General features: G+C 68.8%; 24 protein-coding genes and 2 pseudogenes. 14 read left to right on the top strand and 12 right to left on the bottom strand.

The window, feature by feature from the left end; all coding sequences use genetic code 11:
* Positions 1-130: 130 nt before the first annotated feature.
* From J3P32_RS06275 to J3P32_RS18635, 7 genes are all read left to right on the top strand, one after another.
* Positions 131-1,990 carry a polysaccharide biosynthesis protein gene (locus J3P32_RS06275; protein WP_210438956.1) on the top strand — a complete coding sequence of 620 codons (1,860 nt, stop codon included), beginning with the start codon at positions 131-133 and terminating at the stop codon, positions 1,988-1,990.
* A gap of 11 nt (positions 1,991-2,001) precedes the next feature.
* Positions 2,002-3,132: a DegT/DnrJ/EryC1/StrS family aminotransferase gene (locus tag J3P32_RS06270; protein ID WP_210438955.1), complete on the top strand. Its 1,131-nt coding sequence runs from the start codon at positions 2,002-2,004 to the stop codon at positions 3,130-3,132.
* Positions 3,129-3,740, top strand: a complete 612-nt coding sequence (locus J3P32_RS06265; RefSeq protein WP_210438954.1) for a sugar transferase — start codon at positions 3,129-3,131, stop codon at positions 3,738-3,740. The genes J3P32_RS06270 and J3P32_RS06265 overlap by 4 nt, the downstream gene beginning before the upstream one ends.
* Entirely contained in the window at positions 3,733-4,377 is a 645-nt protein-coding gene (locus tag J3P32_RS06260) for an acetyltransferase (RefSeq protein ID WP_210438953.1), read from the top strand. Before J3P32_RS06265 ends, J3P32_RS06260 begins: the two co-directional genes overlap by 8 nt.
* A gap of 20 nt (positions 4,378-4,397) precedes the next feature.
* A complete protein-coding gene (locus tag J3P32_RS06255) occupies positions 4,398-5,513 on the top strand; it encodes a glycosyltransferase family 4 protein (RefSeq protein ID WP_210438952.1) in 1,116 nt (371 codons plus the stop codon).
* Positions 5,514-6,271: 758 nt separating this feature from the next.
* Positions 6,272-6,742, top strand: coding sequence for a hypothetical protein (locus J3P32_RS06250; protein WP_210438951.1), 471 nt, complete (start codon positions 6,272-6,274; stop codon positions 6,740-6,742).
* Entirely contained in the window at positions 6,700-7,542 is an 843-nt protein-coding gene (locus J3P32_RS18635) for a glycosyltransferase family 2 protein (protein WP_374222511.1), read from the top strand. Before J3P32_RS06250 ends, J3P32_RS18635 begins: the two co-directional genes overlap by 43 nt.
* Before the next feature lie 92 nt (positions 7,543-7,634).
* Here the strand turns inward: J3P32_RS18635 and J3P32_RS18630 are convergent.
* The 4 genes and pseudogenes from J3P32_RS18630 to cysD all read right to left on the bottom strand — a co-directional run.
* Positions 7,635-7,843: pseudogene (locus J3P32_RS18630) on the bottom strand (IS481 family transposase); the annotation flags it as partial.
* A 91-nt stretch (positions 7,844-7,934) separates the two neighbouring features.
* Positions 7,935-8,069 (bottom strand): annotated as a pseudogene (locus tag J3P32_RS18625) (IS481 family transposase); the annotation flags it as partial.
* A gap of 219 nt (positions 8,070-8,288) precedes the next feature.
* Positions 8,289-9,605 carry a sulfate adenylyltransferase subunit CysN gene (gene cysN, locus J3P32_RS06235; protein WP_246849940.1) on the bottom strand — a complete coding sequence of 439 codons (1,317 nt, stop codon included), beginning with the start codon at positions 9,603-9,605 and terminating at the stop codon, positions 8,289-8,291.
* Positions 9,605-10,519, bottom strand: a complete 915-nt coding sequence (gene cysD / locus J3P32_RS06230) for a sulfate adenylyltransferase subunit CysD (RefSeq protein WP_210438949.1) — start codon at positions 10,517-10,519, stop codon at positions 9,605-9,607. The genes cysN and cysD overlap by 1 nt, the downstream gene beginning before the upstream one ends.
* A 162-nt stretch (positions 10,520-10,681) precedes the next feature.
* On the opposite strand from cysD, the gene J3P32_RS06225 reads away from it, so the two are divergent.
* Positions 10,682-12,001, top strand: coding sequence for an O-antigen ligase family protein (locus tag J3P32_RS06225; RefSeq protein WP_210438948.1), 1,320 nt, complete (start codon positions 10,682-10,684; stop codon positions 11,999-12,001).
* Positions 12,002-12,073: 72 nt separating this feature from the next.
* Here the strand turns inward: J3P32_RS06225 and J3P32_RS06220 are convergent, their stop codons facing one another.
* Both J3P32_RS06220 and J3P32_RS06215 read right to left on the bottom strand, forming a co-directional pair.
* On the bottom strand, positions 12,074-12,427 hold the full coding sequence (locus tag J3P32_RS06220) for a hypothetical protein (RefSeq protein ID WP_210438947.1): 354 nt from the start codon (positions 12,425-12,427) through the stop codon (positions 12,074-12,076).
* Between the two features lie 618 nt (positions 12,428-13,045).
* On the bottom strand, positions 13,046-13,291 hold the full coding sequence (locus J3P32_RS06215; RefSeq protein ID WP_210438946.1) for a hypothetical protein: 246 nt from the start codon (positions 13,289-13,291) through the stop codon (positions 13,046-13,048).
* 405 nt (positions 13,292-13,696) lie between these two features.
* On the opposite strand from J3P32_RS06215, the gene J3P32_RS06210 reads away from it, so the two are divergent.
* Positions 13,697-14,839 carry a glycoside hydrolase family 16 protein gene (locus J3P32_RS06210; protein WP_210438945.1) on the top strand — a complete coding sequence of 381 codons (1,143 nt, stop codon included), beginning with the start codon at positions 13,697-13,699 and terminating at the stop codon, positions 14,837-14,839.
* 233 nt (positions 14,840-15,072) lie between these two features.
* Here the strand turns inward: J3P32_RS06210 and dtd are convergent, their stop codons facing one another.
* Complete coding sequence (gene dtd / locus J3P32_RS06205) at positions 15,073-15,501, bottom strand: D-aminoacyl-tRNA deacylase (protein WP_210438944.1); 429 nt, start codon at positions 15,499-15,501, stop codon at positions 15,073-15,075.
* A 17-nt stretch (positions 15,502-15,518) separates the two neighbouring features.
* On the opposite strand from dtd, the gene J3P32_RS06200 reads away from it, so the two are divergent.
* Positions 15,519-16,343 carry a BKACE family enzyme gene (locus J3P32_RS06200; protein WP_210438943.1) on the top strand — a complete coding sequence of 275 codons (825 nt, stop codon included), beginning with the start codon at positions 15,519-15,521 and terminating at the stop codon, positions 16,341-16,343.
* 163 nt (positions 16,344-16,506) lie between these two features.
* On the opposite strand, the gene J3P32_RS06195 is transcribed toward J3P32_RS06200, so the two are convergent.
* The 3 genes from J3P32_RS06195 to cysC are packed head-to-tail and all read right to left on the bottom strand — an operon-like array spanning position 16,507 to position 19,218.
* Positions 16,507-17,511: a sulfite exporter TauE/SafE family protein gene (locus J3P32_RS06195; RefSeq protein WP_210438942.1), complete on the bottom strand. Its 1,005-nt coding sequence runs from the start codon at positions 17,509-17,511 to the stop codon at positions 16,507-16,509.
* Positions 17,511-18,047, bottom strand: coding sequence for an arsenate reductase/protein-tyrosine-phosphatase family protein (locus tag J3P32_RS17725; RefSeq protein WP_246849932.1), 537 nt, complete (start codon positions 18,045-18,047; stop codon positions 17,511-17,513). The genes J3P32_RS06195 and J3P32_RS17725 overlap by 1 nt, the downstream gene beginning before the upstream one ends.
* A complete protein-coding gene (cysC, locus tag J3P32_RS18410; protein ID WP_307807745.1) occupies positions 18,040-19,218 on the bottom strand; it encodes an adenylyl-sulfate kinase in 1,179 nt (392 codons plus the stop codon). Before cysC ends, J3P32_RS17725 begins: the two co-directional genes overlap by 8 nt.
* Before the next feature lie 40 nt (positions 19,219-19,258).
* On the opposite strand from cysC, the gene J3P32_RS06185 reads away from it, so the two are divergent.
* From J3P32_RS06185 to J3P32_RS06170, 4 genes are all read left to right on the top strand, one after another.
* Complete coding sequence (locus tag J3P32_RS06185; RefSeq protein ID WP_210438941.1) at positions 19,259-20,233, top strand: asparaginase; 975 nt, start codon at positions 19,259-19,261, stop codon at positions 20,231-20,233.
* Between the two features lie 95 nt (positions 20,234-20,328).
* Positions 20,329-20,760 (top strand): helix-turn-helix domain-containing protein, encoded by a 432-nt coding sequence (locus J3P32_RS06180; protein WP_210438940.1) that lies wholly within the window; start codon positions 20,329-20,331, stop codon positions 20,758-20,760.
* Positions 20,761-20,795: 35 nt separating this feature from the next.
* Positions 20,796-21,464, top strand: a complete 669-nt coding sequence (locus J3P32_RS06175; protein ID WP_210438939.1) for a hypothetical protein — start codon at positions 20,796-20,798, stop codon at positions 21,462-21,464.
* Between the two features lie 100 nt (positions 21,465-21,564).
* On the top strand, positions 21,565-21,855 hold the full coding sequence (locus J3P32_RS06170; RefSeq protein ID WP_210438938.1) for a DUF2516 family protein: 291 nt from the start codon (positions 21,565-21,567) through the stop codon (positions 21,853-21,855).
* On the opposite strand, the gene J3P32_RS06165 is transcribed toward J3P32_RS06170, so the two are convergent.
* Both J3P32_RS06165 and rfbB read right to left on the bottom strand, forming a co-directional pair.
* Positions 21,852-23,264 carry a sugar nucleotide-binding protein gene (locus J3P32_RS06165; RefSeq protein ID WP_210438937.1) on the bottom strand — a complete coding sequence of 471 codons (1,413 nt, stop codon included), beginning with the start codon at positions 23,262-23,264 and terminating at the stop codon, positions 21,852-21,854. The genes J3P32_RS06170 and J3P32_RS06165 overlap by 4 nt on opposite strands.
* On the bottom strand, positions 23,261-24,259 hold the full coding sequence (gene rfbB / locus J3P32_RS06160; protein WP_210438936.1) for a dTDP-glucose 4,6-dehydratase: 999 nt from the start codon (positions 24,257-24,259) through the stop codon (positions 23,261-23,263). Before rfbB ends, J3P32_RS06165 begins: the two co-directional genes overlap by 4 nt.

The raw sequence follows: 24,259 nt of genomic DNA, 5'->3' as shown, positions 1-24,259 counted from the left end.
TTAATCGTCAAGTTCCGGATGTCAAGGGCGATCTGACGTAGGGTGGGTATTGCCTGCCGGTGGGTTTGCGGCGGGGTTCGAGGCCGTCGTGGGGGCGGCCGTTCGCATGCTGTGGGGACATGTTGATCTGATGAGCACCACGATTCACTCTGCCGTGCGCGGCCGACGCCCGGCTGTGCTGATGACGTTCGACGCCGTCGCCCTGGTAGCGGGATACGTCGTTGCGGTGTTCGTGCGTACCGCGGGTCCCGAGGGCTACCTCGGACACGCTGCCACCACGGCGGTCGTCGCCCTGCTGCTTCAGCTCGTGCTGGGGCTCGTCACCTACCTCTACCGGGGTCGGGTGGCGGTCGCCTCCATCGAGGAGACCCTGCTGCTCGGGGGAGTGACGGGATCGATAGGCATCGCCTTCACGGTGCTCAACATGCTCACCGATCCGTTCTGGCTGCCGCGCAGCGTCCCGCTGACCGGCACGGCGCTGGCGCTGCTCCTCATGCTGGTCGCTCGCGCGGTGTGGCGCTACCGTGCCGACCACGTCTTCGTGCTGACTCCCAGCCAAGGCAAGCGCACCGTCGTCGTAGGAGCGGGCTACAGCGGCACCCGGCTGGTGCGGTCGATGCTGAGCCGTCCGGAGACCGGCTTCCGGCCGGTCGCCTTCGTCGACGACGACCAGTGGAAGCGACGTCGCAGCCACTACGGCATCTCGGTGCTGGGCACGCTGGAGCAGCTGCCCGAGGTGGTGGCCCGCACCGACGCCGACACCGTCGTGGTCGCGATCCCGTCGGCGGACAAGGACCTCCTGCGACCACTGGCCGAGCAGGCGCGGCTCGCTGGAGTGGAGCTCAAGGTGCTGCCGAGCTTCGCCGAGAGCTTCGCCTCGAAGGCGGACGTGCGCGACGTGCGCGACGTCAACCTCCACGACATCCTCGGTCGTGCCGCTTTGGAGACCGACGTCGCGTCGATCGCCGGTTACGTCACCGGCAAGCGGGTGCTGGTCACCGGCGCCGGCGGCTCGATCGGCTCGGAGCTGTGCCGCCAGCTTGACCACTTCGGCCCCGCAGAGTTGATGATGCTCGACCGGGACGAGTCGGCGCTGCACGCGGTGCAGCTGTCGATCCGCGGCCAGGCCCTGCTCGACAGTGACGAGGTCGTGCTCAACGACATCCGGGACATCGAGGCACTGCGCCGCATCTTCCAGGAGCGTCGGCCGGAGGTGGTGTTCCACGCCGCGGCGCTCAAGCACCTGCCGATGCTGGAGCAGTACCCCTACGAGGCGATGAAGACCAACGTGCTCGGCACGGCCAACGTCCTCGAAGTGTCGTGCGAGGTCGGCGTGGAAACCTTCGTCAACATCTCCACCGACAAGGCGGCCGACCCCAAGAGCGTGCTCGGCTACTCCAAGCGCATCGCCGAGCGGCTGACTGCCTCGATGGCCGAGAGGGCAGAGGGCTCCTACCTCAGCGTCCGCTTCGGCAACGTCCTCGGCAGTCGGGGCTCGGTGCTGCACACCTTCACTGCCCAGATCGCTGCGGGCGGTCCGGTCACGGTGGTGCACCCCGACGTCACCCGCTACTTCATGACCGTCGAGGAGGCCGTGCAGCTGGTCATCCAGGCCGGCGCCATCGGCGAGGACGGCGAGGTGATGATCCTCGACATGGGCGAGCCCGTGAAGATCCTCGACGTCGCCCACCAGCTGATCGCCCAGTCCGGCAAGGACATCGAGGTCGTCTTCACCGGCCTGCGCGAGGGCGAGAAGCTGCACGAGCAGCTCTTCGGCGGCGCTGAGGATGACGAGCGGTCCCGTCACCCGATGGTGTCGCGCGCCAACGTCGCGCCGCTCAGTGTCGACGTGGTGCGCGCGCACGACCTCCGCGGCACCCACCTCGGCATGCTGCAGGCCTTCGAGGACTGGGTGCACCTGCCCGACCCGTCACGGGTGGACGCGCCCGTCGTCGATGCGCGAATTGACGAGCCTGTGGCAGTCTCGTGAAGGATTCGTCTGTGAGTGAGTCTCGGATCCTCCTCTCCCCGCCTGACGTGGGCGAGCTCGAGCAGGAGTACGTCATGCGCGCCATGCGCTCCGGCTGGGTGGCTCCCGCCGGTCCCGACCTCGACGCCTTCGAGGCGGAGGTCGCGGAGCGTGTCGGCGTGTCCCACGCCGTCGGCCTCGCGTCGGGCACGGCCGCCCTCCACCTCGCACTCGTGTCGTGGGGCGTTGGACCGGGCGACGTGGTGCCGGTCTCGACCTTCACTTTCGCCGCAACCGTCAACGCCATCCGCTACGTCGGCGCCGAGCCCTTCTTCGTCGACTGCGACGAGTCGGGCAACATGAGTCCGGTGCTGCTCGAGCGGGCCGTCGACCAGCTGCGCGCCGAGGGGCGAGACGTCCCGGTCATCGTGCCGGTCGACATGCTCGGCAAGTGCGTCGACTACGCCACCATCGGCGAGATCGCCGTCGATGCAGGTGCCCGACTCCTCTGCGACGCCGCCGAGTCCTTCGGAGCCACCTACCGGGGCAAGCCCGCCGGTTCCTTCGGTGACGCCTCGGTGATCTCCTTCAACGGCAACAAGATCATGACGACCTCGGGCGGCGGAATGCTGCTGACCGACGACCGCGAGCTGGCCGCGCACGTCCGCAAGCTGTCGACCCAGGCCCGCGAGCCGGTGGCGCACTACGAGCACACCGAGATCGGCTACAACTACCGACTCTCCAACATCCTCGCTGCCTTGGGCCGCGCCCAGCTCGTGCGCCTCGACGACATGCTCAAGCGGCGCCGCGAGTGGCGCGAGCGCTACCGCGCCCTCTTCGCCGATCAGCCGGGCGTGTCGATCCTCGGCGGGGCGGATGACGCCTGCGACAACTGCTGGCTCACGGCGGTCGTCGTCGATCCCGACGTCTCCGCGTGGACGGCCGCCGATCTCGGTGCCGCTTTCGACCGGGCGAACGTCGAGACGCGGCCGGTCTGGAAGCCGATGCACCTACAGCCGGTTTCGGAGGGACTTCGCGGAACGCTCGACGGAACGTCCGAGCGCCTCTTCGCTCATGGACTGACCCTCCCGGCCGGCTCCGTGCTGACGGACAGCGAGTTCGAGCGGATCGAACACGCGATCCTGGAGGTGACGGTCGCGTGAAGCCCTACGACCTTGTCAAGCGCGGCATCGACGTCGTGGTTGGATCAGTCGCACTGATTCTCTCCGCCCCCCTGCAGGGTGTACTGGCACTGATCGTGCGCCGGAAGCTGGGCTCGCCCGTCCTCTTCCGCCAGCCGCGTCCGGGCAAGGACGGCGAGATCTTCGAGCTGGCCAAGTTTCGCACGATGCTGGAGCCCGACGAGTCCCGAGGGCTCGTCACAGACGAGCAGCGGATGACAGCCTTCGGATCGTTCCTCCGCTCCACCAGCCTCGACGAGCTGCCGTCGCTATGGAACGTGGTGAAGGGCGACATGAGCCTGGTCGGACCCCGTCCGCTGCTCGTGGACTATCTCGACCGCTACACATCCGAGCATGCCCGCCGCCACGAGGTGCGCCCCGGCGTGACCGGGCTGGCCCAAGTGAGCGGACGCAATGCGATCACATGGGACGAAAAGTTCGCGAAGGACGTGGAGTACGTCGACACCCGCGGTCTGGCACTCGACCTCACGATCATCTGGCGAACCTTGGCGCAGGTCGTCCGCCGTGACGGCATCTCGGCGGATGGCGACGTCACCATGCCGGAATTCAAGGGGTCGGCTCGTGCCTAAGGATCTGGTGATCGTCGGCGCAGGAGGGTTCGGCAGGGAGACCGCCGACATTGTCGAGGCGATCAATGCGGCCGCCGCCCAGCCGGTCTGGCGTCTGCTCGGGCTAGTCGACGACGCGCTGTCTGCGGACAACGAGGAACGTCTGGTCCGTCGAGGGCTGCGGCACCTGGGATCGGCCGACGAGCTCATCTCGGGTGACCAGCGCCCGCACTACGTCGTCGGCATCGGTTCTCCTGCCGCGCGGCGCCGCGTGGCCGGCCGCCTCGACGCGGCGGGTTTCCCGGCGGCGACGCTCGTCCACCCGCAGGCGACCCTGGGCTCCGAGGTGACCATCGGAGATGGATCCGTGGTTTGTGCCGGCGTTCGGGTGACGACCAACGTCCAGCTTGGTCGACACGTGCACCTCAATCCCAACGCCACGATCGGCCACGACACCACATTGGAAGACTTCGTCAGCATGAACCCCGCCTCATCTGTATCAGGTGACTGCGTCATCGAAACGGGCTCTCTCGTAGGTGTCGGTGCGGTAGTGCTGAACCGACTTAGACTGGGTGCTGGCGCGGTCGTCGGCGGTAGCGCATGTGTCGTTAAGAACGTGGCGTCGGGGACCGTCGTTAAAGGTGTGCCCGCGAAATGACATCACCGTGTCCTCGTCGCGTGCTCATAGCAGCGACCATCCCCTTCACGGTCGACCGCTTTTTCCGCGAGTACCTGTCACAGTTGCTTGAGGTGGGCTGCCGCGTGGACGTGCTGACCTCTCCGGGGCCTGAACTAGTCCGCCTACGAGTCACATACCCGGGCGTCACATTCCATGAGGTGCCCATGCGCAGGGGGATTGCGGTCCTTGCTGATTTCGGTTCTCTGATGCGTGTGATGAGGCTGATTCGGATGCGCCGGCCGTACGCATCCATCGCAATGACGCCAAAGGCGAGCCTGCTTGTCATGGTCGCCTCGTTCCTAGCGCGGACCCCATACCGACTGTATGCAACCGGGGGGTTACGCCTCGAAGGGTCGGAAGGTGCTCAGCGGCTCGTGCTTTGGCTCATGGAAAAGGTGACCTGCGTCGCGGCCAATGACGTCGTGGCGAACTCCCGCTCCCTCGCTGCGGCCTACAGGGCATCACGACTCGCTGTCGAACCCAAATTGCGCACCGTCATGGAGGGCTCCAGCCATGGAGTCGACACTGAGTACTTCTTCCCCGCTACCCAGGCTCAGCGAACTGATGGACCGCTGCAAATTGGGTTTGTGGGACGACTTACCCGGGACAAGGGGATTCCCACGCTGCTGGAGGCGTGCGTCCTGTTGGCTGAGCGCGGTGCCGAGTTCGAGTTGCACGTAGTCGGTCCACAGGATGAGCCAGACTCGGCAGCCTTTCTCGGTCTGATGCGCTCGCAAAGCTTCGTCGTGCACGTTCGGCCGCCAATGGACGATGTCCGTCCAGCACTCAGAAATATGGATGTATTGGTGCTGCCATCGCTGCGAGAGGGCTTCCCCAATGTAGTCCTCGAGGCCGCGGCCATGGGCATCCCCAGCGTGGTCAGCGACGCCACCGGATGCATCGATAGCGTGATTGACCAAGTAACCGGTCTTGTCGTCCCAGTGCAGGATCCGAAGGCGTTAGCGGAAGCGCTGTGCTCACTGTCCGACGATAGGGCCCGCGTTCGAGCGTTGGGCATGGAGGCGCGACGTAGAGCTGTCACCGACTTCCGTCCTCGGGACGTCGTCCAAGGTGTCCTGAAGCACGCAATAGCGGACAGGCCAGTTGGGATGTGATGAGACGACTAGTGGCTGGTCATTTGCTCGGACAGGCATCCCTCATCGCCGTGACGCCTGTGCTAACGCGGCAATACGCGCCAGAAGATATCGGAATCTACCAAATCGCGATGGTCCTGGCGGTCGGCGTTTCCATGTGCGCGTCTCAGCGAATTGACACTATCGTTCCTTCCGTTACAGAGGCGGAGCTACCCATACTCCTTCGTCGAGTGGCTAGGAGCATCGTCCTCCTAGGCGCATTGGGACTTCTATCCGGATTGCTCGTTGCGATCTGGAGCACGGCGATCGCCAGCGCCACCGTCATGGTGGTGGTGCTGTCCGCCGTGTTGGCAATACAGACGGTCGATTCCGGAATACTCATCAGGGGCCAGCACTTAGGTGCCCTGTCAAGACGGAACGCCAGTTTCGGAGTTTCTGCAGCTGTCATCCAAGTCGCCGTAGGCGCGATCTATCCCACGGCATGGTCCTTGGTCGGCGGCGTCGTCGCGGGCCGTCTGTTGGCGGTCCTAACGACAAGGCGCCCGCATTTGGCCACACCGAGTCCGGCCGCACCCGGTCTCGTGAGTGTAGGTCCGCCTTACGGAGGGTCCGCGGCGGCGAGGAACGTGGGTGCCGGTGTTCTTGCCTCCTTGTCGAGCCAAGGCCTCCTGCTTGCAACCGCGGCGACGCTGGGAGCCGGCGCGGCAGGCCAAGTCGCCATCGCTCAACGGGCGGCGTCGGCACCTCTGACTCTCGTCGGCCAAGGAATCGCCCAAGGCGTGGCACTCAAGACGTCTTCTGCGATCAGATCCGAAGTGCCGGAACTGAAGGCTCAGATGCGCCGTCACACGGCCGAACTTTTACCGATCGCCTTCATCGCATCACTGCTTATGCTAATGCTTGGCTTGTTCGGCCTAGAAGCAGTCCTCGGGCCAGGATGGAATGAGGCCGCCATGGTGCTTGCCATCCTCTCATTCGGGATGTTCGCCCAATTGGCCGTAAGTCCGCAGACGGTCATCTTCCCGTTGATTCGGTGCGAGCAATTGCAGTTGCATCTGGAATTGGCGAAGACCCTTCTTCTGTTCGCTACGACCTTTCTTGTCGGCTGGACTACCCAGTCGCTGATGTGGATGACTATCGTGGCCAGTGTGATTCTCTTTGCAGGATATCTAGCCACAATCTTCGTTCTGCTCAGGCGGGTAGACGGGTGGGACGCAAGTCGGTTACCGAGGGAGGATCGGTCACATTGACGCCGGACGTATCAGTCATCGTATGTGCGCTGAGAGCGAGTCACTACCTCGATGAGGCGGTGGCGTCCCTATTGCAGCAACGAGACGTGCGCGTGCAAGTCGTAGTCGTGTGGGATTGTGAGCAACGTCCTCCGCAACAGGTATGGGAGGCGGACGCTGCGGTGACGTGTGTCGAGAACCGCGCCCATCTGGGAACGCCCAAAGCACTCAATGCGGGGCTCGCGGCCTGCGAGGCAGAATTGATAGCCCGACTGGACGACGATGACGTCGCGGAACCCGATCGTCTCAAGAGGCAGCGCGACTATCTCAACTCCAACCCGCAATGTGTCATGGTCGGATCGCGCGCGTGGTACATCGATGCCAGTGGCGATCGGGTTGGCATGACGCCGGATTACTCAGGTGAGGATGTCCGTGAACTATTAGCCCACCGAAATGTGTTCATACATTCATCTGTGATGTATCGTAGCACGGTCGTTCGGCGTTTGGGAGGCTATAACTGTCGAAGTTTACGGATGCAGGACTACGAGTTATTCCTGAGGATGTCGGGTTATGGCCCGATGGCGATCCTATCTGAGCCGCTGGTGAAGTATCGGATCCATGATCGGCAGCATAGTCGTAATACAAGCCCTTTTCGTGGCTACGCTCGGCAGGTACTGCGAGCGCGGTGGTGCTACGGCCGAGCTCAAGGAGAGGTACGGCTAGTCACAATCGGTCGCACCCTGCGCTGGTGGGTAGCGCAGGTTATGAGGCACTACGGAATCCGCAGATCGGGGCATGTCGTCGCGATCTCGAAAAGCTAGGACCTTGACCAAGGTGAATTCAGCGTTCGCTATATCGCGACCTTGCCGTTCTGCCATGGACATTGGGGTCCGATGAACTCCTGCCGGACCTAATGGGCCGCGCAAACCTCGCGCAGCGATAGCGGTAGGCCCAAGCGTTGTCGGTCATCAGCGGCTCGATGCGGGTGATTCCGTGGGTGGCGAAGTAGTCGATGGCGCGTTCGAGGGACCCCGCGCAGGTGGGTCTCTTCTCGTCGGGCAGGACCTCGCTGTAGGCCAGCCTGGAGTGGTCGTCTAAGGGGGGCTCGATGTAGTCGTAGCCGATCGGCGTCGCCTTGACGGGCCGGTCGAGGGCCCGTCGGTTCGCGAAGATCTCGGCGCCTGGCGTCGCGTTGCGCGGTGCCGCCCATCTGGCGTCCGTGGGCCCGCCAGCCGACGCCGTCGGGGATCCGGCCCGGCTTCTTGACGTCCATGTGGAACCAGCTCACCCGGTACCCACGTTCGTAGCGGACCGCGGTCTGATTCGAGGACCGGATCACTTCAGGCGTGGGCCCTTAGACAAGCTACATCCCACTCGGAGTTCGCGCTCGTTCGACCATGCTCGCTGCTATCAACGTCCCGGATACATCTCGATCGCGCGCAGCAGGAAGGGAGACGTCAGAGGCCCCGACCGGACGCTCAGGGCCCCTGACGTGGTTTCCAACACCCGCTGCGCGCCTTGCGACACAAGCGGCGTATCGGCTATGCGCGACTCTTGAGCAAGAGCGTCAGCTGCCGCTGTTGATCATCCCGGCACCAACCGTGACGCCGGTCGCCTCGTCGATGAGGATGAACGAGCCCGTGGTGCGGTTCTTGGCGTAGGGGTCGCACAGCAGCGGGACGGTGGTGCGGAGCTGCACGCGGCCGATCTCGTTGAGGCCGAGCTCCTTGGTGTCCTGGTCGCGGTGCAGGCTGTTGACGTCCAGGCGGTATTGGATGTCCTTGACCATGGCGCGGCCGGTGCGGGTGGTGTGCTTGATGGCCAGCTTCTGCCGCGGCTTGAGCGGCTCGTTGGTCATCCAGCAGACCATCGCGTCGATGTCCTGGCTGGGCTTGGGCGCGTTCTTGGGCCGGGCGATCATGTCGCCGCGGGAGACGTCGACGTCGTCCTCGAGGTGGATGGTGACCGACATGGGCGGGAAGGCCTCGGCGATCTCCTGGTCGAAGAGCTCGACCTTCGAGATGGTCGACGTCATGCCGCTCGGCAGCACGACGACCTCGTCGCCCTTCTTCAGCACACCGCCGGCCACCTGGCCGGCGTACCCGCGGAAGTCGTGGTAGGCGTCCGACTTGGGGCGGATGACGTACTGCACCGGGAAACGGGTGTCGACGAGGTCGCGGTCGGAGGCGACGTGGACATGCTCGAGGTGGTGCATGAGCGTCGGCCCAAAATACCACGGTGTGTTCTCAGATCGGTTGACGACGTTGTCGCCCTGCAGCGCCGAGATCGGGATGACCTCGAGGTCGGGGATGTTGAGCTTCGTCGCGAACTGCGTGAACTCGCGGTGGATCTCCTCATAGATCTCCTGCGACCAGTCGACGAGGTCCATCTTGTTGATCGCAAGCACCAGGTGGGGCACGCGGAGCAGCGACAGCAGCACCGCGTGGCGGCGCGACTGCTCGGTCAGGCCCTGGCGGGCGTCGACCAGCACCAGGCCCAGGTCGGCGGTCGAGGCGCCGGTGACCATGTTGCGGGTGTACTGGATGTGGCCCGGGGTGTCGGCGATGATGAACTTGCGGCTCGGCGTCGCGAAGTAGCGATAGGCCACGTCGATGGTGATGCCCTGCTCGCGCTCGGAGCGCAGGCCGTCGGTCAGCAGCGCCAGGTCGGTGTAGTCGTAGCCCTTGGACTGGCTGGTCGACTCCACCGCCTCGAGCTGGTCCTCGAAGATCGACTTCGAGTCGAGCAGCAGGCGCCCGATCAGGGTCGACTTGCCGTCGTCCACCGAGCCCGCGGTCGCGAACCGCAGCAGGTCGGCGTTCTCGGTAACGGCGGCTGCCTTTTCGCCGGCGGTGGTCTTCTCGATGTTGCCCTCGGTGGCCATCAGAAGTAGCCCTCCTTCTTGCGGTCTTCCATGGCGGCCTCGGAGAACCGGTCGTCGCCACGGGTGGCGCCGCGCTCGGTGACCCGCGCCACGGCGATCTCGTCGATGATGGCGGCGGTGTCGGCGGCCTCGGACTCCACGCACCCGGTCTGCGTGCGGTCGCCGACGGTGCGGAACCGCACCGTCTTGGTCAGCGGCGTCTCGCCGGCCTTGGGCTGGATCTCGGGTCCGACCGACAGCAGCATGCCGTCGCGCTCGATGACCTCGCGCTCGTGGGCGAAGTAGATCGAGGGGATCTCGATCTGCTCGCGGTGGATGTAGCTCCAGATGTCGAGCTCGGTCCAGTTCGACAGCGGGAAGATCCGCATGTGCTCACCGGCGTGGATGCGGCCGTTGTAGAGGTTCCACAGCTCGGGCCGCTGGTTCTTCGGGTCCCACTGGCCGAAGTCGTCGCGGTGGGAGTAGACGCGCTCCTTGGCGCGGGCCTTCTCTTCGTCGCGGCGACCGCCACCGAAGGCGGCGGTAAAGCCGTTCTCCTCGATCGCGCCGAGCAGCGTGCCGATCTGCATGCGGTTGCGGCTGGTCTTGCCGTCGTCAACCACGTGGCCCGCGGCGATCGCCTCGTCGATCGTGGCGACGATCATCCGCGCACCCAGGCGCTCGACCCACGAGTCGCGGGTGGACAGCACTTCGTCGAAGTCGAGGCCCGTGTCGACCTGCAGCAGCGGAAACGGCAGCTTGGCGGGAAAGAACGCCTTCTCCGCCAGGCGGAGCATGACGATGGAATCCTTGCCGCCCGAGAACATCAGGACCGGCTTCTCGAACTCGGCGGCGACCTCACGGAAGATGTGGATCGACTCCGCCTCGAGCTGGTCCAGCTGACTCAGCTGGTAGTCGACGTGGGTGTTGGTCATGGCTTGGCAAGGACCTCTCGTGGGACAGCAGCGTTCATCGTAGCGACGACGCACGCCACGAAGAATTCGCACTGCCGGGCGTGGTCGGACTGTTGGACCTCATCGGTGCCTCGGTTCGAGGCGAAGGGGGCAGTCAACGTCAGGCTGACTTAGGGTGTCGCGGTGGAGCAGCTCACCCTCGGACTCGTGGCTGCGGCGGCTCTGCTGATCGTCGCGCTGGCCACGCGGCCGCGCGCCGTCGACATGATTGTGATCGGGTTGCCGGTCGCTGGGGTGCTCGGCGGAGCGGCGGTGGAAGCCAACATCTCGCCGGCCGACATCTTCCTGCCGTTTGCGCTGTTGACGATCGTGAGCAAGGCAAGCTCACGAAAGGCGTCGTCCGTCACTTCGGCGGGTTTCGCGAAATGGGTCAGCTACATCTGCGTGATGTCGGTCGTGCTGCTCGGCGGGCTGTCCGTGCGCCTGCTCGTGGACCCGCTCGGCATCAGCTTCGGCTACGGCGTCGCGGCGGTGGCGAAGATCTGGGTCGGCCTGACTTATCTCGCCGTCTTCGCCTACTACGGACGCGGCCTGTTTGCGGGTGGCGGCGACCGGCTCCTTGCACTCTGGGCCCGGGTCGCCAGTGTTGCGGCGCTCGCGGGCATCGCCGGCGTGGGACTGTACGCCGCCGGTGTCCCGACCACGCTCACGCTGAGCTTCCGCGCAACGGGCGGGTTCGATGATCCGAACCTCTACGCGTCGTACCTGCTGGTCAGCATCTCGCTGACCTTCGCCGCCGGGGCGCGCGGCGTGGTCAGGTACCCGGTGCGCCTAGTCGCGCTTCAGAGCGTGGCCCTAGCCCTGAGCGGCTCCCGCGCTGCCATCCCAGCCTTGGCGCTGGGAGTGCTCTCGGCCCTCGCGCTCGGTCGCGGTCGCCTGGTCGCCAAGACGATCTTCCGGTGGGTGCTGCTGTTGACTCTCGGTGTCGGCGTTGCCGCGTGGCGGTTCCCGAGCCTGCTCGGCTTGGACGCCTTCTCCCGCGCCGTGGACGCCTCAGGGAACGCCGAGAACGACATCCGCTTCCTGCTGTGGCGGACGGCGTACAACATGTGGCTCGACCACCCGATCCTCGGCATTGGGATCGGACAGTTCATCCCGACGTCGGCGGACTACGTGCCGGGCGGTCTGTCAAACATCCCGCACAACACCCACCTGAGCCTGCTGGCCGAGACCGGCTTGCTCGGCTGGATGCTGGTGATCGGGCTGCCAGTCGTGATTTTTGTGCGGCTCTCCGGCTTGGCGAAGCGGACCGCTGACCCGACCCCGACGTGGCTCATCCTCGGGATCGTGTCGGCGTTGGCGATGGCGTTCACCCTCAACCTCGAGAACTTCCGTGGGCTGTGGGCCTTATTGGGAATCTGCCTGGCCTACTGCTCGGTGATGCGTGCCGACCGGGCGCATGATGAGCGCCCGGTCGCCCGCGGGGAGCGGCTCAGCAGGTAGGCCTCGCCGCTCTCGCCTAACACATAGGCCCCAGCAACTGGAGGCGGTTGATGATCCGCGCCTGCCGGGTCTTCATGTTGTTGAGCAGGTCGCGCTCCGCGGTGGTGTAGGTGTCGCCGGCCGTGGCGCTAAACGCGGCGGTCGCGGCTGCTGACTCGGTGGCGGGGTGCCGCCGAAGAAGCCGACCTCGCCGCCGATCATGCCCACTCGCGTGTCGCCGTTGCGATAGATGGTCGGGAGGTGGTCGTCCACGGTGCCGTCGTCGCGGACGGGCGCGATGGCGAGCGATGATCCGACGTTGGTGGTGCCGTCCTCGGCGTCTGACATGACGCGGATGTGCCAGCGGGCCTCGCCGTCGCTGTAGAGCGTGAAGCCGTGGTCGGTGCCTGCCGCGCCGTCAACACCGGACCCGGGACCCGCGAGCATGAAGCCCCGGTTCAGGTCGAGCGGTCGGCTCGCCCGCGTCGGGAAGGAAGTCGAGGGCGACCAGCACGTCCTTGATGGCCGCCCGTCGAGGCCGCCTGCACGGCCCGCTGCGGGCGGGCCGTCACACGACTCCGGTTGGAGACGAGCACCTTGCGGAGGGCGGCCTCCTTGACCGCCATGAAGATGCGGCCCTGGCGCCGACGATGCCGTTGTTGTATCGCGGTCGGTGGGGCTGACCGCCACATGCGTCCACACGGTGTGCCAGGAGCGTCCGCCGTCTCCAGTAGCGGCGATGTAGTGATAGCCGCTGGTGTAGAACCCGGTCGCCTGCGTGAAGGTGATGTTGGCGGTCAGGTCACCGTCGCCCGCCCAGGCCCGCGACGCCACTGGTAGAAGTCCGGCACGCCTGCCGCGCCGTGGTGCGCCAGCCACGTTTCCTCGGAGCCCGGGTCGGTCATCAGCACGCCGGTGTCCATGCCCCGCCCGCCCGCGTCGCCGCAGTTGGCGACACGGTGCCAGAGTGGGGCAAGGACGGGGGCTGTGCGTAGTCGTAGGCCGACTCCAGCCCGAGGGCGGGAGGTCGGTCCAGCTGACTCCGTCGTCGTCGGTGTAGCCGAATTAGGCGTTGGCCTTGTCGCCGTGCGCGGCGTAGATGAGGAACGCGCCGTCGACGACCTTGCACCAGGCGGCGTGCCAGTGGGTGTTGCTCGCGGTGTCCACGGCCGCCATCGGGTTGACGCCGGTCCACGTCTGGCCGCTGTCGCGGGACAGCCACAGGTCGCGGGCCTGAGTGCCACCGGAGGCGTACTCACCAACGACGAGCACGGTGCCGCCGTTGATCGGGTCGACCACCGGGCGGGACATCGTGAAGTTTTCGACGTTGCGGATGTCTTCGACCTTCGCCCAGCTCGACGACCACGAGGTCGAGAACCAGAGCTCGCCGACGTTGTTCGTGATGTTGCCGGTGACCGCGACGAACCCCTCGGCGGAGCGGGTGCCGAAGTGATCCCCTGCCCAGCGGCGGCGAGGGTCGGGCCGGCCTCATCGGCTCCCGTGAAGCCCGCCAGGTTGCGTCGCAGCGGGAGGCCGAACGCGTTGGAGCCGTACACGCTGTCGTCCGAGCCGATGGACATGGCGATGAGGTTGGTGGTCACCGACGGGAGGGCTATGTCGGCGGCCGGGGAGCGGAACGGCTCCTGTGTCACGAATGTGGCCGATTGCAGCCATGGCCGATTGGTGCCCTCCGGGGCCGTTGGGGAGACTGAAGAGATGCGCTTCTCAAGCTCAGCACTCATCGCCGGGCTCGCCGGTGCAGTTCTCCTGTCAGCCTGCTCCTCGTCGGGCGACGGCGACGGCGGCGCACCGTCGTACGAGCGGAGCGACGCGGTGCGCGCACGGGTGCTGCCGCAGCTGGCGGCGACCGGTGCGGAGGTCGAGGCGGCCGACGACGCCGCGTGGGTCGTGGACGTCACGGTCGCGGACGCCGAGGACGGCACCGCCGTCGCGCTGGTCGCCAGGACCGACGACGGGTGGGCCGAGGTCGACGAGGAGGAGACCGACGACGAGGGCCGCGTCGCGCTGACCAGCCGGTCGTCCGGCGAGCTGCACGTGGTGGTCGGCGACGGCGCCGACGCCATCGGCACGGAGGTCTCGACCGACGACGCTCCCGAGGCCACCTTCACCGACGACTTCGACTCCGACACCGTCGACGCCGAGGGCGGCAGCTGGTTCACGCGCGACCAGGGCTACATCGGCGTACGCACGTGCTCGCGGGCCGACGCCTCGGCCGCCGAGGTCGGCGACGGCGTGCTGCGCCTCAGCGTCTTGGAGGACGAGGACGCGTCTGGGCAGTGCCGGCTGCCAGGTCGGCGCAAGCAGTTCCCCTACCGCCTCAACGGCCACGTCGGCACCGAGGGCGTGTACGGCTTCACCTACGGCTTCGCCGCGGCGCGCATCAAGACGCAGGCGGCGCGCGGCCAGCACTCGGCGTTCTGGCTGCAGGCGGCCGGCGGCCAGAGCGCGGGCGGCCCGGAGGAGGGCGGCGCGGAGATCGACGTCATGGAGTACTTCGGCGACGACCACCCGCTCGGCGGGCTCACCAGCTTCACCTACTACCTCGACGAGGACGGCGAGAAGCAGACCGACGGCGGCTGGGTGGAGGACCTCGAGGAGTACGGCGAGGACTGGGCGGAGGAGTTCCACGTCTTCTCGGTCGAGTGGACGCCCGAGGAGTACGTCTTCCGCATCGACGGCCAGGTCACCCACCGGCTCGACGGGCCGACGTCGGGGCGCGAGGAGTTCCTCATCCTCAGCCTCCTGTCGTCGGACTACGAGCTGCCCCGCTTCAACGGCGAGCTGCCCGAGACGATGAAGGTCGACTGGGCGCGGGTGTGGGAGACCGGGCCGGAGTAGGGGTCTCGATACGCTCGCTGCGCTCGCTGCTGGACCAGCAGAGGGGTCGCTCGCTGCTCGACCAGCGGGCGGTCAGCGGTGGTAGCGGGCGATGTGCGGGCAGGCCTGCCCGTGCTTGAGCCGACAGCGGGTCCTGCGCCACCACCGGCGCGGCAGGTTGGTCACGGCGACGATGCTTCCTGGTGGCGGGAGGCGGCGCAGGGGCTTGAGGGAACCTTGGGTGTTTCTGTTGGTCAGGGGCTGTCGAGGACGAGGGTGATCGGACCGTCGTTGACGCTCTCGACCCGCATGTCGGCCCCGAAGCGGCCGCGCTGCACGTGCGCGCCGAGGCGGACGAGCTCGGCGCACACCGCGTCGTACACCGGCTCGCTCACCGGGCCCGGTGCGGCTGCCTGCCACGTGGGTCGGCGGCCCTTGCGCGCGTCGCCGTAGAGCGTGAACTGGCTGACCACGAGCACGGGTGCGCCCACGTCGCTCGCGCTCTGCTCGTCGCGCAGCAGGCGCAGCTCCCACACCTTGCGGGCCGTCCACGCGACCGCGGCGGTGCCGTCGTCGTGGGTGACCCCGAGGTAGACCAGCAGGCCGGGTCGGTGGAGCTCGCCCACGACCTCCCCGTCGACCCGGACGGTGGCGGAGAGGACCCGCTGGATGACGGCGCGCATGGTGCAAGGATGCCGCCATGGCTGACCCACTGCTGATCACGGTGGCCCCCACCGGGGCCGAGACCGCCAAGGCCGACTGCCCGCAGCTCCCCACCACCCCCGAGGAGATCGCGCGCACCGCGGCCGAGTGCGAGGAGGCCGGCGCGGCGATGATCCACATCCACGTCCGCGACACCTCGCACCAGCCCACGCTCGACCAGGGTCTGCTGCGCGAGTGGGTGGCCGCGGTGCGCTCGTCCTCCTCGCTCGTCGTGCAGCTCTCCACCGGCGGCTCGGTGCACGACCCGCTCGACGAGCGGCTGAGGGTGCTCGACGCCGAGCCCGACTCGTGCAGCCTCACCATGGGCACCACGAACTTCGGCGACGACGTCTTCCTCAACCCGTGGCCCTTCGTGAAGGACCTCTACCAGCTCGCCCTCGAGCGCGGCGTCGCCCCCGAGTTCGAGCTCTTCGACCTCGGGCAGGTCCATGCGCTCGGGCGGCTCGTCCGGGAGTACGGCGTCCCGGCCGGCGGCAAGGTCCACGTCGACTTCGTCATGGGCGTCCCGGGCGGCATGCCCGGCACGGCGCCGGCCCTGGTCGCCGGCGTCGCGGCCCTCCCCACGGAGGTCACCTCGTGGTCGGCCACCGGCATCGGTCGCTCCACCCTCGCGGTCGCCCTCGCCTCGCTGTCGATGGGCGGCCACCTCCGCGTCGGCATGGAGGACGTGCTCACCATCAGCCGCGGCGTACCCGTGGAGTCCAACGCCCAGCTGGTCTCGCGCGCCGTCGACCTGGGCCGGATCGCGCAGCGGACCCCGATGACGCCGGCGGAGTGCCGGGAGCTGCTCGGGCTGTCCTGACTTCCGCGCGCCGGCGGGCGGCAGACGGCGGGCGGCCCAGCGTCATACGAACCGGCGCTTATAGGTGCGGCCTCGTATGACGTCCGTGCGCGCCAGGCGCCACCGTCATGCAACGGCTTCGATGACGCCCGCCGGCGCCCGCCGGCGCCACGCCCGCCGGCACCTACGAGCCGTCGACCTTCTTCATGCCGACCAGCCCCGGACGGTACGACGGGTCCTCGAGCTGGGCGATGGTGGGCGAGCCGAACATCGGCAGGCCCTGCTGCTTGCGGATGAAGCCCCACACGATCGGCAGCACGAGGAGCACCGCGATGCCGACGCCGGCGATGAGCATGGGGTGGGTCTCCTCCTTGCCGAGCGGCGCCCAGCCGGCCTTGTCGAGCAGCGCCACGCCGCTCATCGTCAGCACGACGACGATGCCGCGCCGGATGAAGGACTGCGGGACGCGCGGCGCGAGCGCGGAGCCGATGAGCGTGCCCGGGACGGAGCCGAGCAGCAGCGGCACGAGGATGCCCCAGTCGATGCCGTGCAGGACGATGTTGGACACCGCGGCCGCCAGCACCAGCGGGACGGCCTGGACCAGGTCGGTGCCGACGAGCTTCACCGCGGACAGCCCCGGGTAGAGCATCAGCAGCGCGATCATGATCACCGAGCCCGAGCCGACGCTGGTGATGCCGACGAGGAGGCCGCCGAGCGCGCCGACCAGGAGGGTCGGCACCGGGCGCAGTCGGGGGTTGTCGTCGGGGTGCTCGCCGCCGCGCACGCGGAGCAGGTTGAGGTAGAGCCGGAGGGCGTACGTCGCCGCCGCCAGCAGCAGGGCGAAGCCGATGCACAGCAGCAACGTCTCGTCGATGTCCTCGGGATCGACCGCCCACGACACGAGGTGCGGACCCAGCAGGGCCATCGGGATGGAGCCGATCATCAGCCACATCGCGAGCTTCATGTTGGGCGAGCCCTCGCGCTTGTGCACGAGCGCGCCGCCGGACTTGTAGACGGCGGCGGCCGTGAGGTCGGCGGTCACCACGGTGGCCGCCTCGCCCACGCCGAGGAAGATCAGCGCCGGCGTCATCAGGGCGCCGCCGCCCATGCCGGTGAGCCCCACCACGATGCCGACGAAGAAGCCGGCCGCGAGGATCGAGAAGAAGGTGACGGTGAGGAGCTCGAGCATCAACGGTCTCCGAGGAGTCGGGGTACGACGACGCTCAGCATGGCAGTGATTCTGCCGGTCGCCGTCGTGGCGGCCGCCCTGCCCCGCCGGTAGGGGTCGGCGACGTCGTGGTCGGGCGAGGTCGGGGCACGCCGCTGGCCGGCGGCCTCGACGAGCTCGCGTCCGCTGAGGCCGGGCAGGTCGGCGATGGTCGCCTCGAACTGGCCGAGGGTGAAGACCTTGCGGTGCAGCTGCGGGAAGTCGTCGAGGATGTGCTGGCGGTGCACGGACTCGGCCGTGAGGACCAGGTCGGACTCCTCGAGCAGCTGCGCGGTGAGCAGCCGGCTGCGGAACCCGTCGCCCGCCCCCGGCGCGAGGGTCGGGGGGAGGGTCGGGGCGACCTCGGCGTCCATGGGGTGGCCGTCGCGGGCGTGCGTGCCGCAGCTGCCGAACACGATGTCGGCGTCGCCGGCCAGGTCGCGGGCGATGAGCTCCATCGTGGGCGAGCGGCAGATGTTGGCGGTGCACACGAAGAGCACCCGGAGCGGCTCAGGCATGGCCGCCCGTGAGGTGGAGGTGGCCGGACTCGTCGAGCGCGACCAGCACGTCGTGGAGCGCGTCCTCGACGGAGCGGCCGGTGGTGTCGACGCGGACGGCGGCGTCCTCGGGCTCCTCGTAGGGCGAGGAGATCCCGGTGAAGTCGGGGATCTCGCCCGCCCGGGCCTTGGCGTAGAGGCCCTTGCGGTCGCGACGCTCGCACTCCTCGAGCGGCGTCGCGACGTGGACGAGGAAGAACGCCCCGCCGGCCGCCTCCACCATCTCGCGCACCTGCTGGCGCGTCTCGGCGAACGGCGCGATGGGCGAGCACACCGCCACCCCGCCGTGGCGGGCGATCTCGGCGGCGACCCAGCCGATGCGGCGGATGTTGGTCTCGCGGTCGGCCCGCGAGAAGGTCAGCCCGGCCGAGAGGTGGCGGCGTACGACGTCGCCGTCGAGGCTGGTGACCGTGCGGCCGCCGCGCTCGAGCAGCAGGTCCATCAGGGCGCGGGCGAGGGTGGACTTGCCGCTCCCTGAGAGCCCGGTGAAGAAGAGGACGAGGCCCTGCTCGTCAGCCGCGGGCCGGTCCTCGTCGACGATGGCGGCGATCGGGGCCGGCAGGTCCCCGTCGTGGTCCGCCAGGGCACGCACGGGGTCGCCCCCGGCGTAGGTCGCGACCACCTGCGTGCCGAGGGCGTGGTCCGCCTCGGCGTCGCCGTGGGACGGCAACGGCACCGCGACGACGGTCGCGTCGCCGAGCAGCTCGGCCGCCGCGAGGCTCGCCCGGACCAGGGCGACGGGGGAGAGGGTGGCGGTGCCGGTGCCGGTCAGGGCCAGCAGCACCACGCGGCCGAGCTCGCGCAGCTGCGCCAGGTCGCCGTCGGTGAGCGCATCGGCGACGGGGACGAAGGTGGCGCCGGCGTGCTGCGCACGGACCTCGGCGGGCGTGAGGTGGAGCCGGCGGAAGGGGCCGTACTGCGCGTGGGTCAGCGGCTCCAGCGACCCGTCGGCCGACACCCGCGCCAGCGGCAGCCCCTCCGGGTCCACCAGCTCCGCCTCGTCGACGCCCTCGGGGAGCCGGAGGGTGACGACGCTGCCCGGCTCGTTGAAACGGCGGAGCGGCGCGTAGGCGCCGGAGGCGAGGAGCTCGAGGTCGTCGAGCTCGGTCGGCGTCGGGCAGTGCTGGATCACCCGCGCATCCTCTCACCCGGGCGAGAAGTAGCCTGCGCCCATGTCGTCTGCCGCCGCCGCTGGTCTGCCCGTCGTCGCCGAGATCGTCCGGTCGGGGTTCGTGGAGGGACACCACTACGGGTCCGTGGTGGCACTGGCCGCGGACGGCACCGTCGAGTGGTCGGTCGGCGAGGTCGCGGCACCGGTCCTGCCGCGGTCGTGCAACAAGCCGCTCCAGGCGCTCGCGATGGTCGACCTCGGCCTGGACCTGCCCGACGACCTGCTCGCGCTCGCGTGCGCGTCCCACTCCGGCGAGCCGTTCCACGTCGAGGGGGTACGCCGCACGCTCGCCTCGGCAGGGCTCGACGAGTCCGCCCTGCAGACGCCGGCGGACTACCCGCTCGACGACGCCGCCCGGGAAGCCGTGGTCCGCGCGGGCGGAGCCAGGGCGCCGATCCTGATGAACTGCTCCGGCAAGCACGCCGCGATGCTCGCGACCTGCGTCGCCCGGGGCTGGGACACCGCCACCTACCTCGACCCCGCCCATCCGCTGCAGGTCGCGATCCACGACACCTTCGCCCGGGTGACCGGGGAGCCCGTCGCCGCGGTCGCCGTCGACGGCTGCGGCGCCCCGCTGCTGGCCACCTCGCTCACCGGGCTCGCCCGCGCCTTCGCCCACCTCGCCACGGCGACCGACGGCCCGGCACACCGGGTCGCGGAGGCGATCAGGCGCCACCCGGAGCTCGTTAGCGGCACCACCCGCGACGAGCTGGCGCTGCACCGCGCGGTGCCCGGCCTGATCGGGAAGGCCGGCGCCGAGTCCTGCTACGCCGTCGCCGTGCCCGACGGGCGGGCGTGGGCCCTCAAGACAGACGACGGCGCGGCGCGGGTGCGACCCGTGCTGATGGCCGAGGCGCTGCGCCGGTCCGGCGTCCTCGAGGAGGACGGCGTCGACGCCGCCGCCGTTGCCGCCACCGGCCGACTCCCGCTGATGGGCGGCGGCAAGCCCGTCGGCGAGATCCGTGCTGCCTTCTAGCTAGCGCCTTCCATCACGATAGGGATGGCTTTTGTGGGGCTGCTCACCGTTCTGCGGGGTTGCGGCTGCTAACCGTTGTTAGCACACTGGGAGGCATGGCCAAGGACAGGAGCACGAAGGCGGGCGACCGGGCCACCAAGGCCGTCGCCGGCTCGATCGGCTCGCTCGGGGACTACCTCAAGGAGCACCGCCTCGCCGCCCAACTGTCATTGCGGCAGCTCGCCGACCAGGTCGGCGTGAGCAACCCCTACCTGAGCCAGATCGAGCGTGGCCTGCGCAAGCCGTCGGCCGAGGTCCTCCAGCAGCTCGCGCGGGCGCTCCGTGTCTCGGCCGAGCAGCTCTACGTGCGCGCCGGGATCGTCCACCCCGATCCGGGACAGGCCGGATCGGTGGAGCTCGCGATCCTCGCCGACACCGGCCTGACCGAGCGGCAGAAGAACTCGCTCCTCGACGTCTACGCGTCGTTCCTCGCGCTGAACGACCTTCCCGAGGCCACCACCGCACGACCCACCGACCCGCCCGAGTGAGATCCGCCCGGGCCCCGCAGCAGAAGGAGCACCACATGCCCAGCAGGTTCGACATCAAGCTCGACGTCACCGAGGCCCTCAAGCCCGTCCTGGCCGGGGTCGGGGCGACCGACCTCGCCGTCGAGGCCGTCCGTGAGGCCGTCGGCGACGTGCAGAAGCGGGTCGCCGCCGTGCAGAGGCTGGACGCCCGGGTGCAGCGCGCCGCCGTCGAGGCCCGGGTCGCCGAGCTCCGGGCCGGCGCCAGGACGTACCCGGCCAAGATCACCACCCAGGTCTCCAGCCTGCTCGGGGAGAACGTCGCGGCCGCCAACGCCGCCTACGCCGACCTGGTCAAGCGGGGCGAGTCGCTGGTGGGTCGCATCCGCCGCCAGGAGTCGACCACCGCCACCGTCTCCTCGGCGCGGTCCACCGTCGCCGGAGCCAAGGCCACCGCCGCGCAGGCCAGGGAGGCCGCCGAGGCGAATGCCGACGCCGCTGACAGGACCGCTGCCACCAAGGTCGCGCCGGCCCCGAAGCCGACCGCGAAGAAGGCCACGCGGAAGGCCGCGGCCAAGAAGGCCGCAGCGACCACCGCACGCAGGACGGCCGCCCGCAAGACGAGCGCCGCCGGGGGCAGCGCGAAGGACACCGCCGCCGCGGCGAGGAAGACCGCTGCCAGCGCCGCGCAGGCCGTCACCGACGCCGCCCAGAAGGTCGGCGACTGACGCGAGCCGGCCGTCGCGAGCGCAGCCCGCAGTCGTTCCGGAGCAGGAGGCCCCCGTCCGCGCGGACGGGGGCCTTCCTGCGTTCCCCTACTCTGGTGCGGTGAACATCTACGAGGTCCAGGGCACGTTCTTCCTCGTCGTGCTCGTGGTGCTGCTCGCGATCAAGGGCTTCGCGTTCGTCAGCTCGTTGACGTGGTCGGCCGAGGCCTACGACGCGGCCGGCAAGCTGACCAAGCAGGCGTGGTGCGCGATCACCGGGCTCGGCTTCGCCGCGCAGCTGATCCTGCTGGGGTCGCCGCTGAACATCATCAGCCTGGTGTTCACCATCGCGGCGCTCGTCTACCTCGCCGACGTCCGCCCCGCCCTCCGCGAGGTGACCTCGCCCCGCTAGGTGCCGGGCCGGCCCAGGTAGCGGTCGAGGGCGGCCATCGCGTCCTCCGGCTCGAAGCCGGTGGCGCGGAGCTTGTCCAGCGACATCGCCGAGTTGAGCGGGCGCGGCGCGAACGGGTTGCCCTGCGCGAACACCCCCTCGGCGTACGCCGTCGTGGTGGTGCCGGAGACGTCCTCGGCCCGCCGGCCGGACCGGGCGAAGACGGCCTGGGCGACCTCGCGCCACGACATCGCGGGGCCGCCGTTGGAGACGTGGTAGGTGCCGAACGCGGCGCCGGTCTCCAGCAGGTGCCGCGTGGCGCGGACCAGCTCCTCGGTGAACGTCAGCCGCCCGACCTGGTCCTCGACCACGCTGGGCGAGACGCCCTTCTCCGCGAGCGCCTGCATGGTGCGCACGAAGTTCCTGCCCTCGCCGATCACCCACGAGGTGCGCAGCACGTAGTGGCGCGGCGCGAGGCCCACCGCCAGGTCGCCGGCGGCCTTCGACTGGGCGTAGACCCCGAGCGGGGACAGCGGCTCGTCCTCGGAGTGCCCCGGTGCGAGCGGCGCCGTGCCGTCGAAGACGTACTCCGTGGAGTAGTGCACGAGCGTGAAGGCGTGCTGGCGGGACAGCCCGGCGAGCGTCGCCGGCGCCGAGGCGTTGGCGGCCCAGGCCGCCCGGCGGCCCTCCGGCGTCTCCGCGGCGTCGACGGCGGTGTACGCCGCAGCGTTGAGCACGACGGCGTACTCGTGCCAGGGGAACGCGGCCACCGCCTCGGCGTCGCTCACGTCGAGCTCCGCGCGGGTGCGGGTGTCGGCTCCGGGGAACGCCGCGGCGAGGGCGCGGCCGAGCTGGCCCCCGGCGCCGAGGACGAGGGTCCGCTTAGGGGCGATGGCGGTGGCGGGGTCGAGTGCGGGGTTGCCGCGGTCCTTCTCGCTGACGATGGCCTCCGACAGCGGGATCGGCCAGTCGATCGCGACCGTCGGGTCGTCGAGCGCGAGGGCCGGGTAGGCGATGCCCGGGCGCCAGTGCTCGTTGACGAGGTAGGTGTAGGCCGTCGCGTCCTCCAGCGTCTGGTAGCTGTTGCCGACGCCGCGCGGCACGAAGACCGCGACCGAGGTGTCCATCTCGAGGGTGAAGGTCGTCCCGAACGTGTCCTTCTCCCGCATGTCGACCCAGGCGGCGAAGACGCGGCCGGTCGCGAGGGAGACGAACTTGTCCCACGGCTCGGTGTGGATGCCCCGGGTGACGCCCCGGTCGGTGTTGAACGAGACGTTGTTCTGCACCGGACCGAAGTCCGGTAGCCCGATCGCGAGCATCTTCTCGCGCTGCCAGTTCTCCTTGAAGAACCCCCGGTCGTCGTCGCGCCGGTCGAGGCGTACGACGACGAGGCCCGGGATCGGCGTGGTCTCGAGGGACGGCAGGCTCACTGGCCCTTCTCCGCGTACTTGGCCTCGGTCGCGTCCTTGTGGGGGCGCCACCAGTCCTCGTGCTCCTGGTACCAGCGGATCGTGTCGGCGAGGCCCGACTCGAAGTCCTGGAACCTCGGCTGCCAGCCCAGCTCCTGGCGCAGCTTGCCGGACTCGATGGCGTAGCGCAGGTCGTGACCGGCGCGGTCGGTGACGTGGTCGAAGTCGTCCTCCGACCGGCCCATCAGCCTGAGGATCAGGCGCACCACCTCGAGGTTGTTCTTCTCGCCGTCGGCGCCGATGAGGTACGTCTCGCCGATGCGGCCCCGCTCGAGGATCGCCAGGACGGCCGAGGAGTGGTCGTCGGCGTGGATCCAGTCGCGGACGTTCTCACCGGAGCCGTAGAGCTTGGGACGGATGCCGTCGATGACGTTGGTGATCTGCCGCGGGATGAACTTCTCGATGTGCTGCCACGGACCGTAGTTGTTCGAGCAGTTCGAGACCGTCGCCCGGACGCCGAAGCTGCGCACCCAGGCGCGGACCAGGTGGTCGGAGCCGGCCTTCGACGCCGAGTAGGGCGAGGACGGGTTGTAGGGCGTGTCCTCGGTGAAGCGCTTCGGGTCGTCGAGCTCGAGGTCGCCGTAGACCTCGTCGGTCGACACGTGGTGCAGCCGCTTGTCGTGCCGGCGGACCGCCTCGAGGATCGTGTAGCTGCCCAGGATGTTCGTGCGGATGAAGGGGCTCGGGTCGTGCAGCGAGTTGTCGTTGTGCGACTCCGCCGCGAAGTGGACCACGGCGTCGTGCGCCGCGACGAGCGGGTCCACGGCGTCGTCGTCGGCGATGTCGCCGACCACGAGCTCGACCCGGCCCTCGGGGAGCCCGGCGATCGACTCGCGCGAGGCCGCGTAGGTCAGCTTGTCGAGCACCGTGACGTGCAGATCTGTGTGGTTCACGACGTGGTGCACGAAGTTCGACCCGATGAACCCCGCGCCTCCGGTCACGAGAAGGCGTTCCAT

The sequence above is a fragment of the Nocardioides xinjiangensis genome, from assembly GCF_017916385.1.
In the GTDB taxonomy this organism is placed as follows: Bacteria; Actinomycetota; Actinomycetes; order Propionibacteriales; family Nocardioidaceae; genus Nocardioides; species Nocardioides xinjiangensis.
Note: the sequence above shows the minus strand (reverse complement) of the source record. Positions and strands in the feature narration are given on the sequence as shown.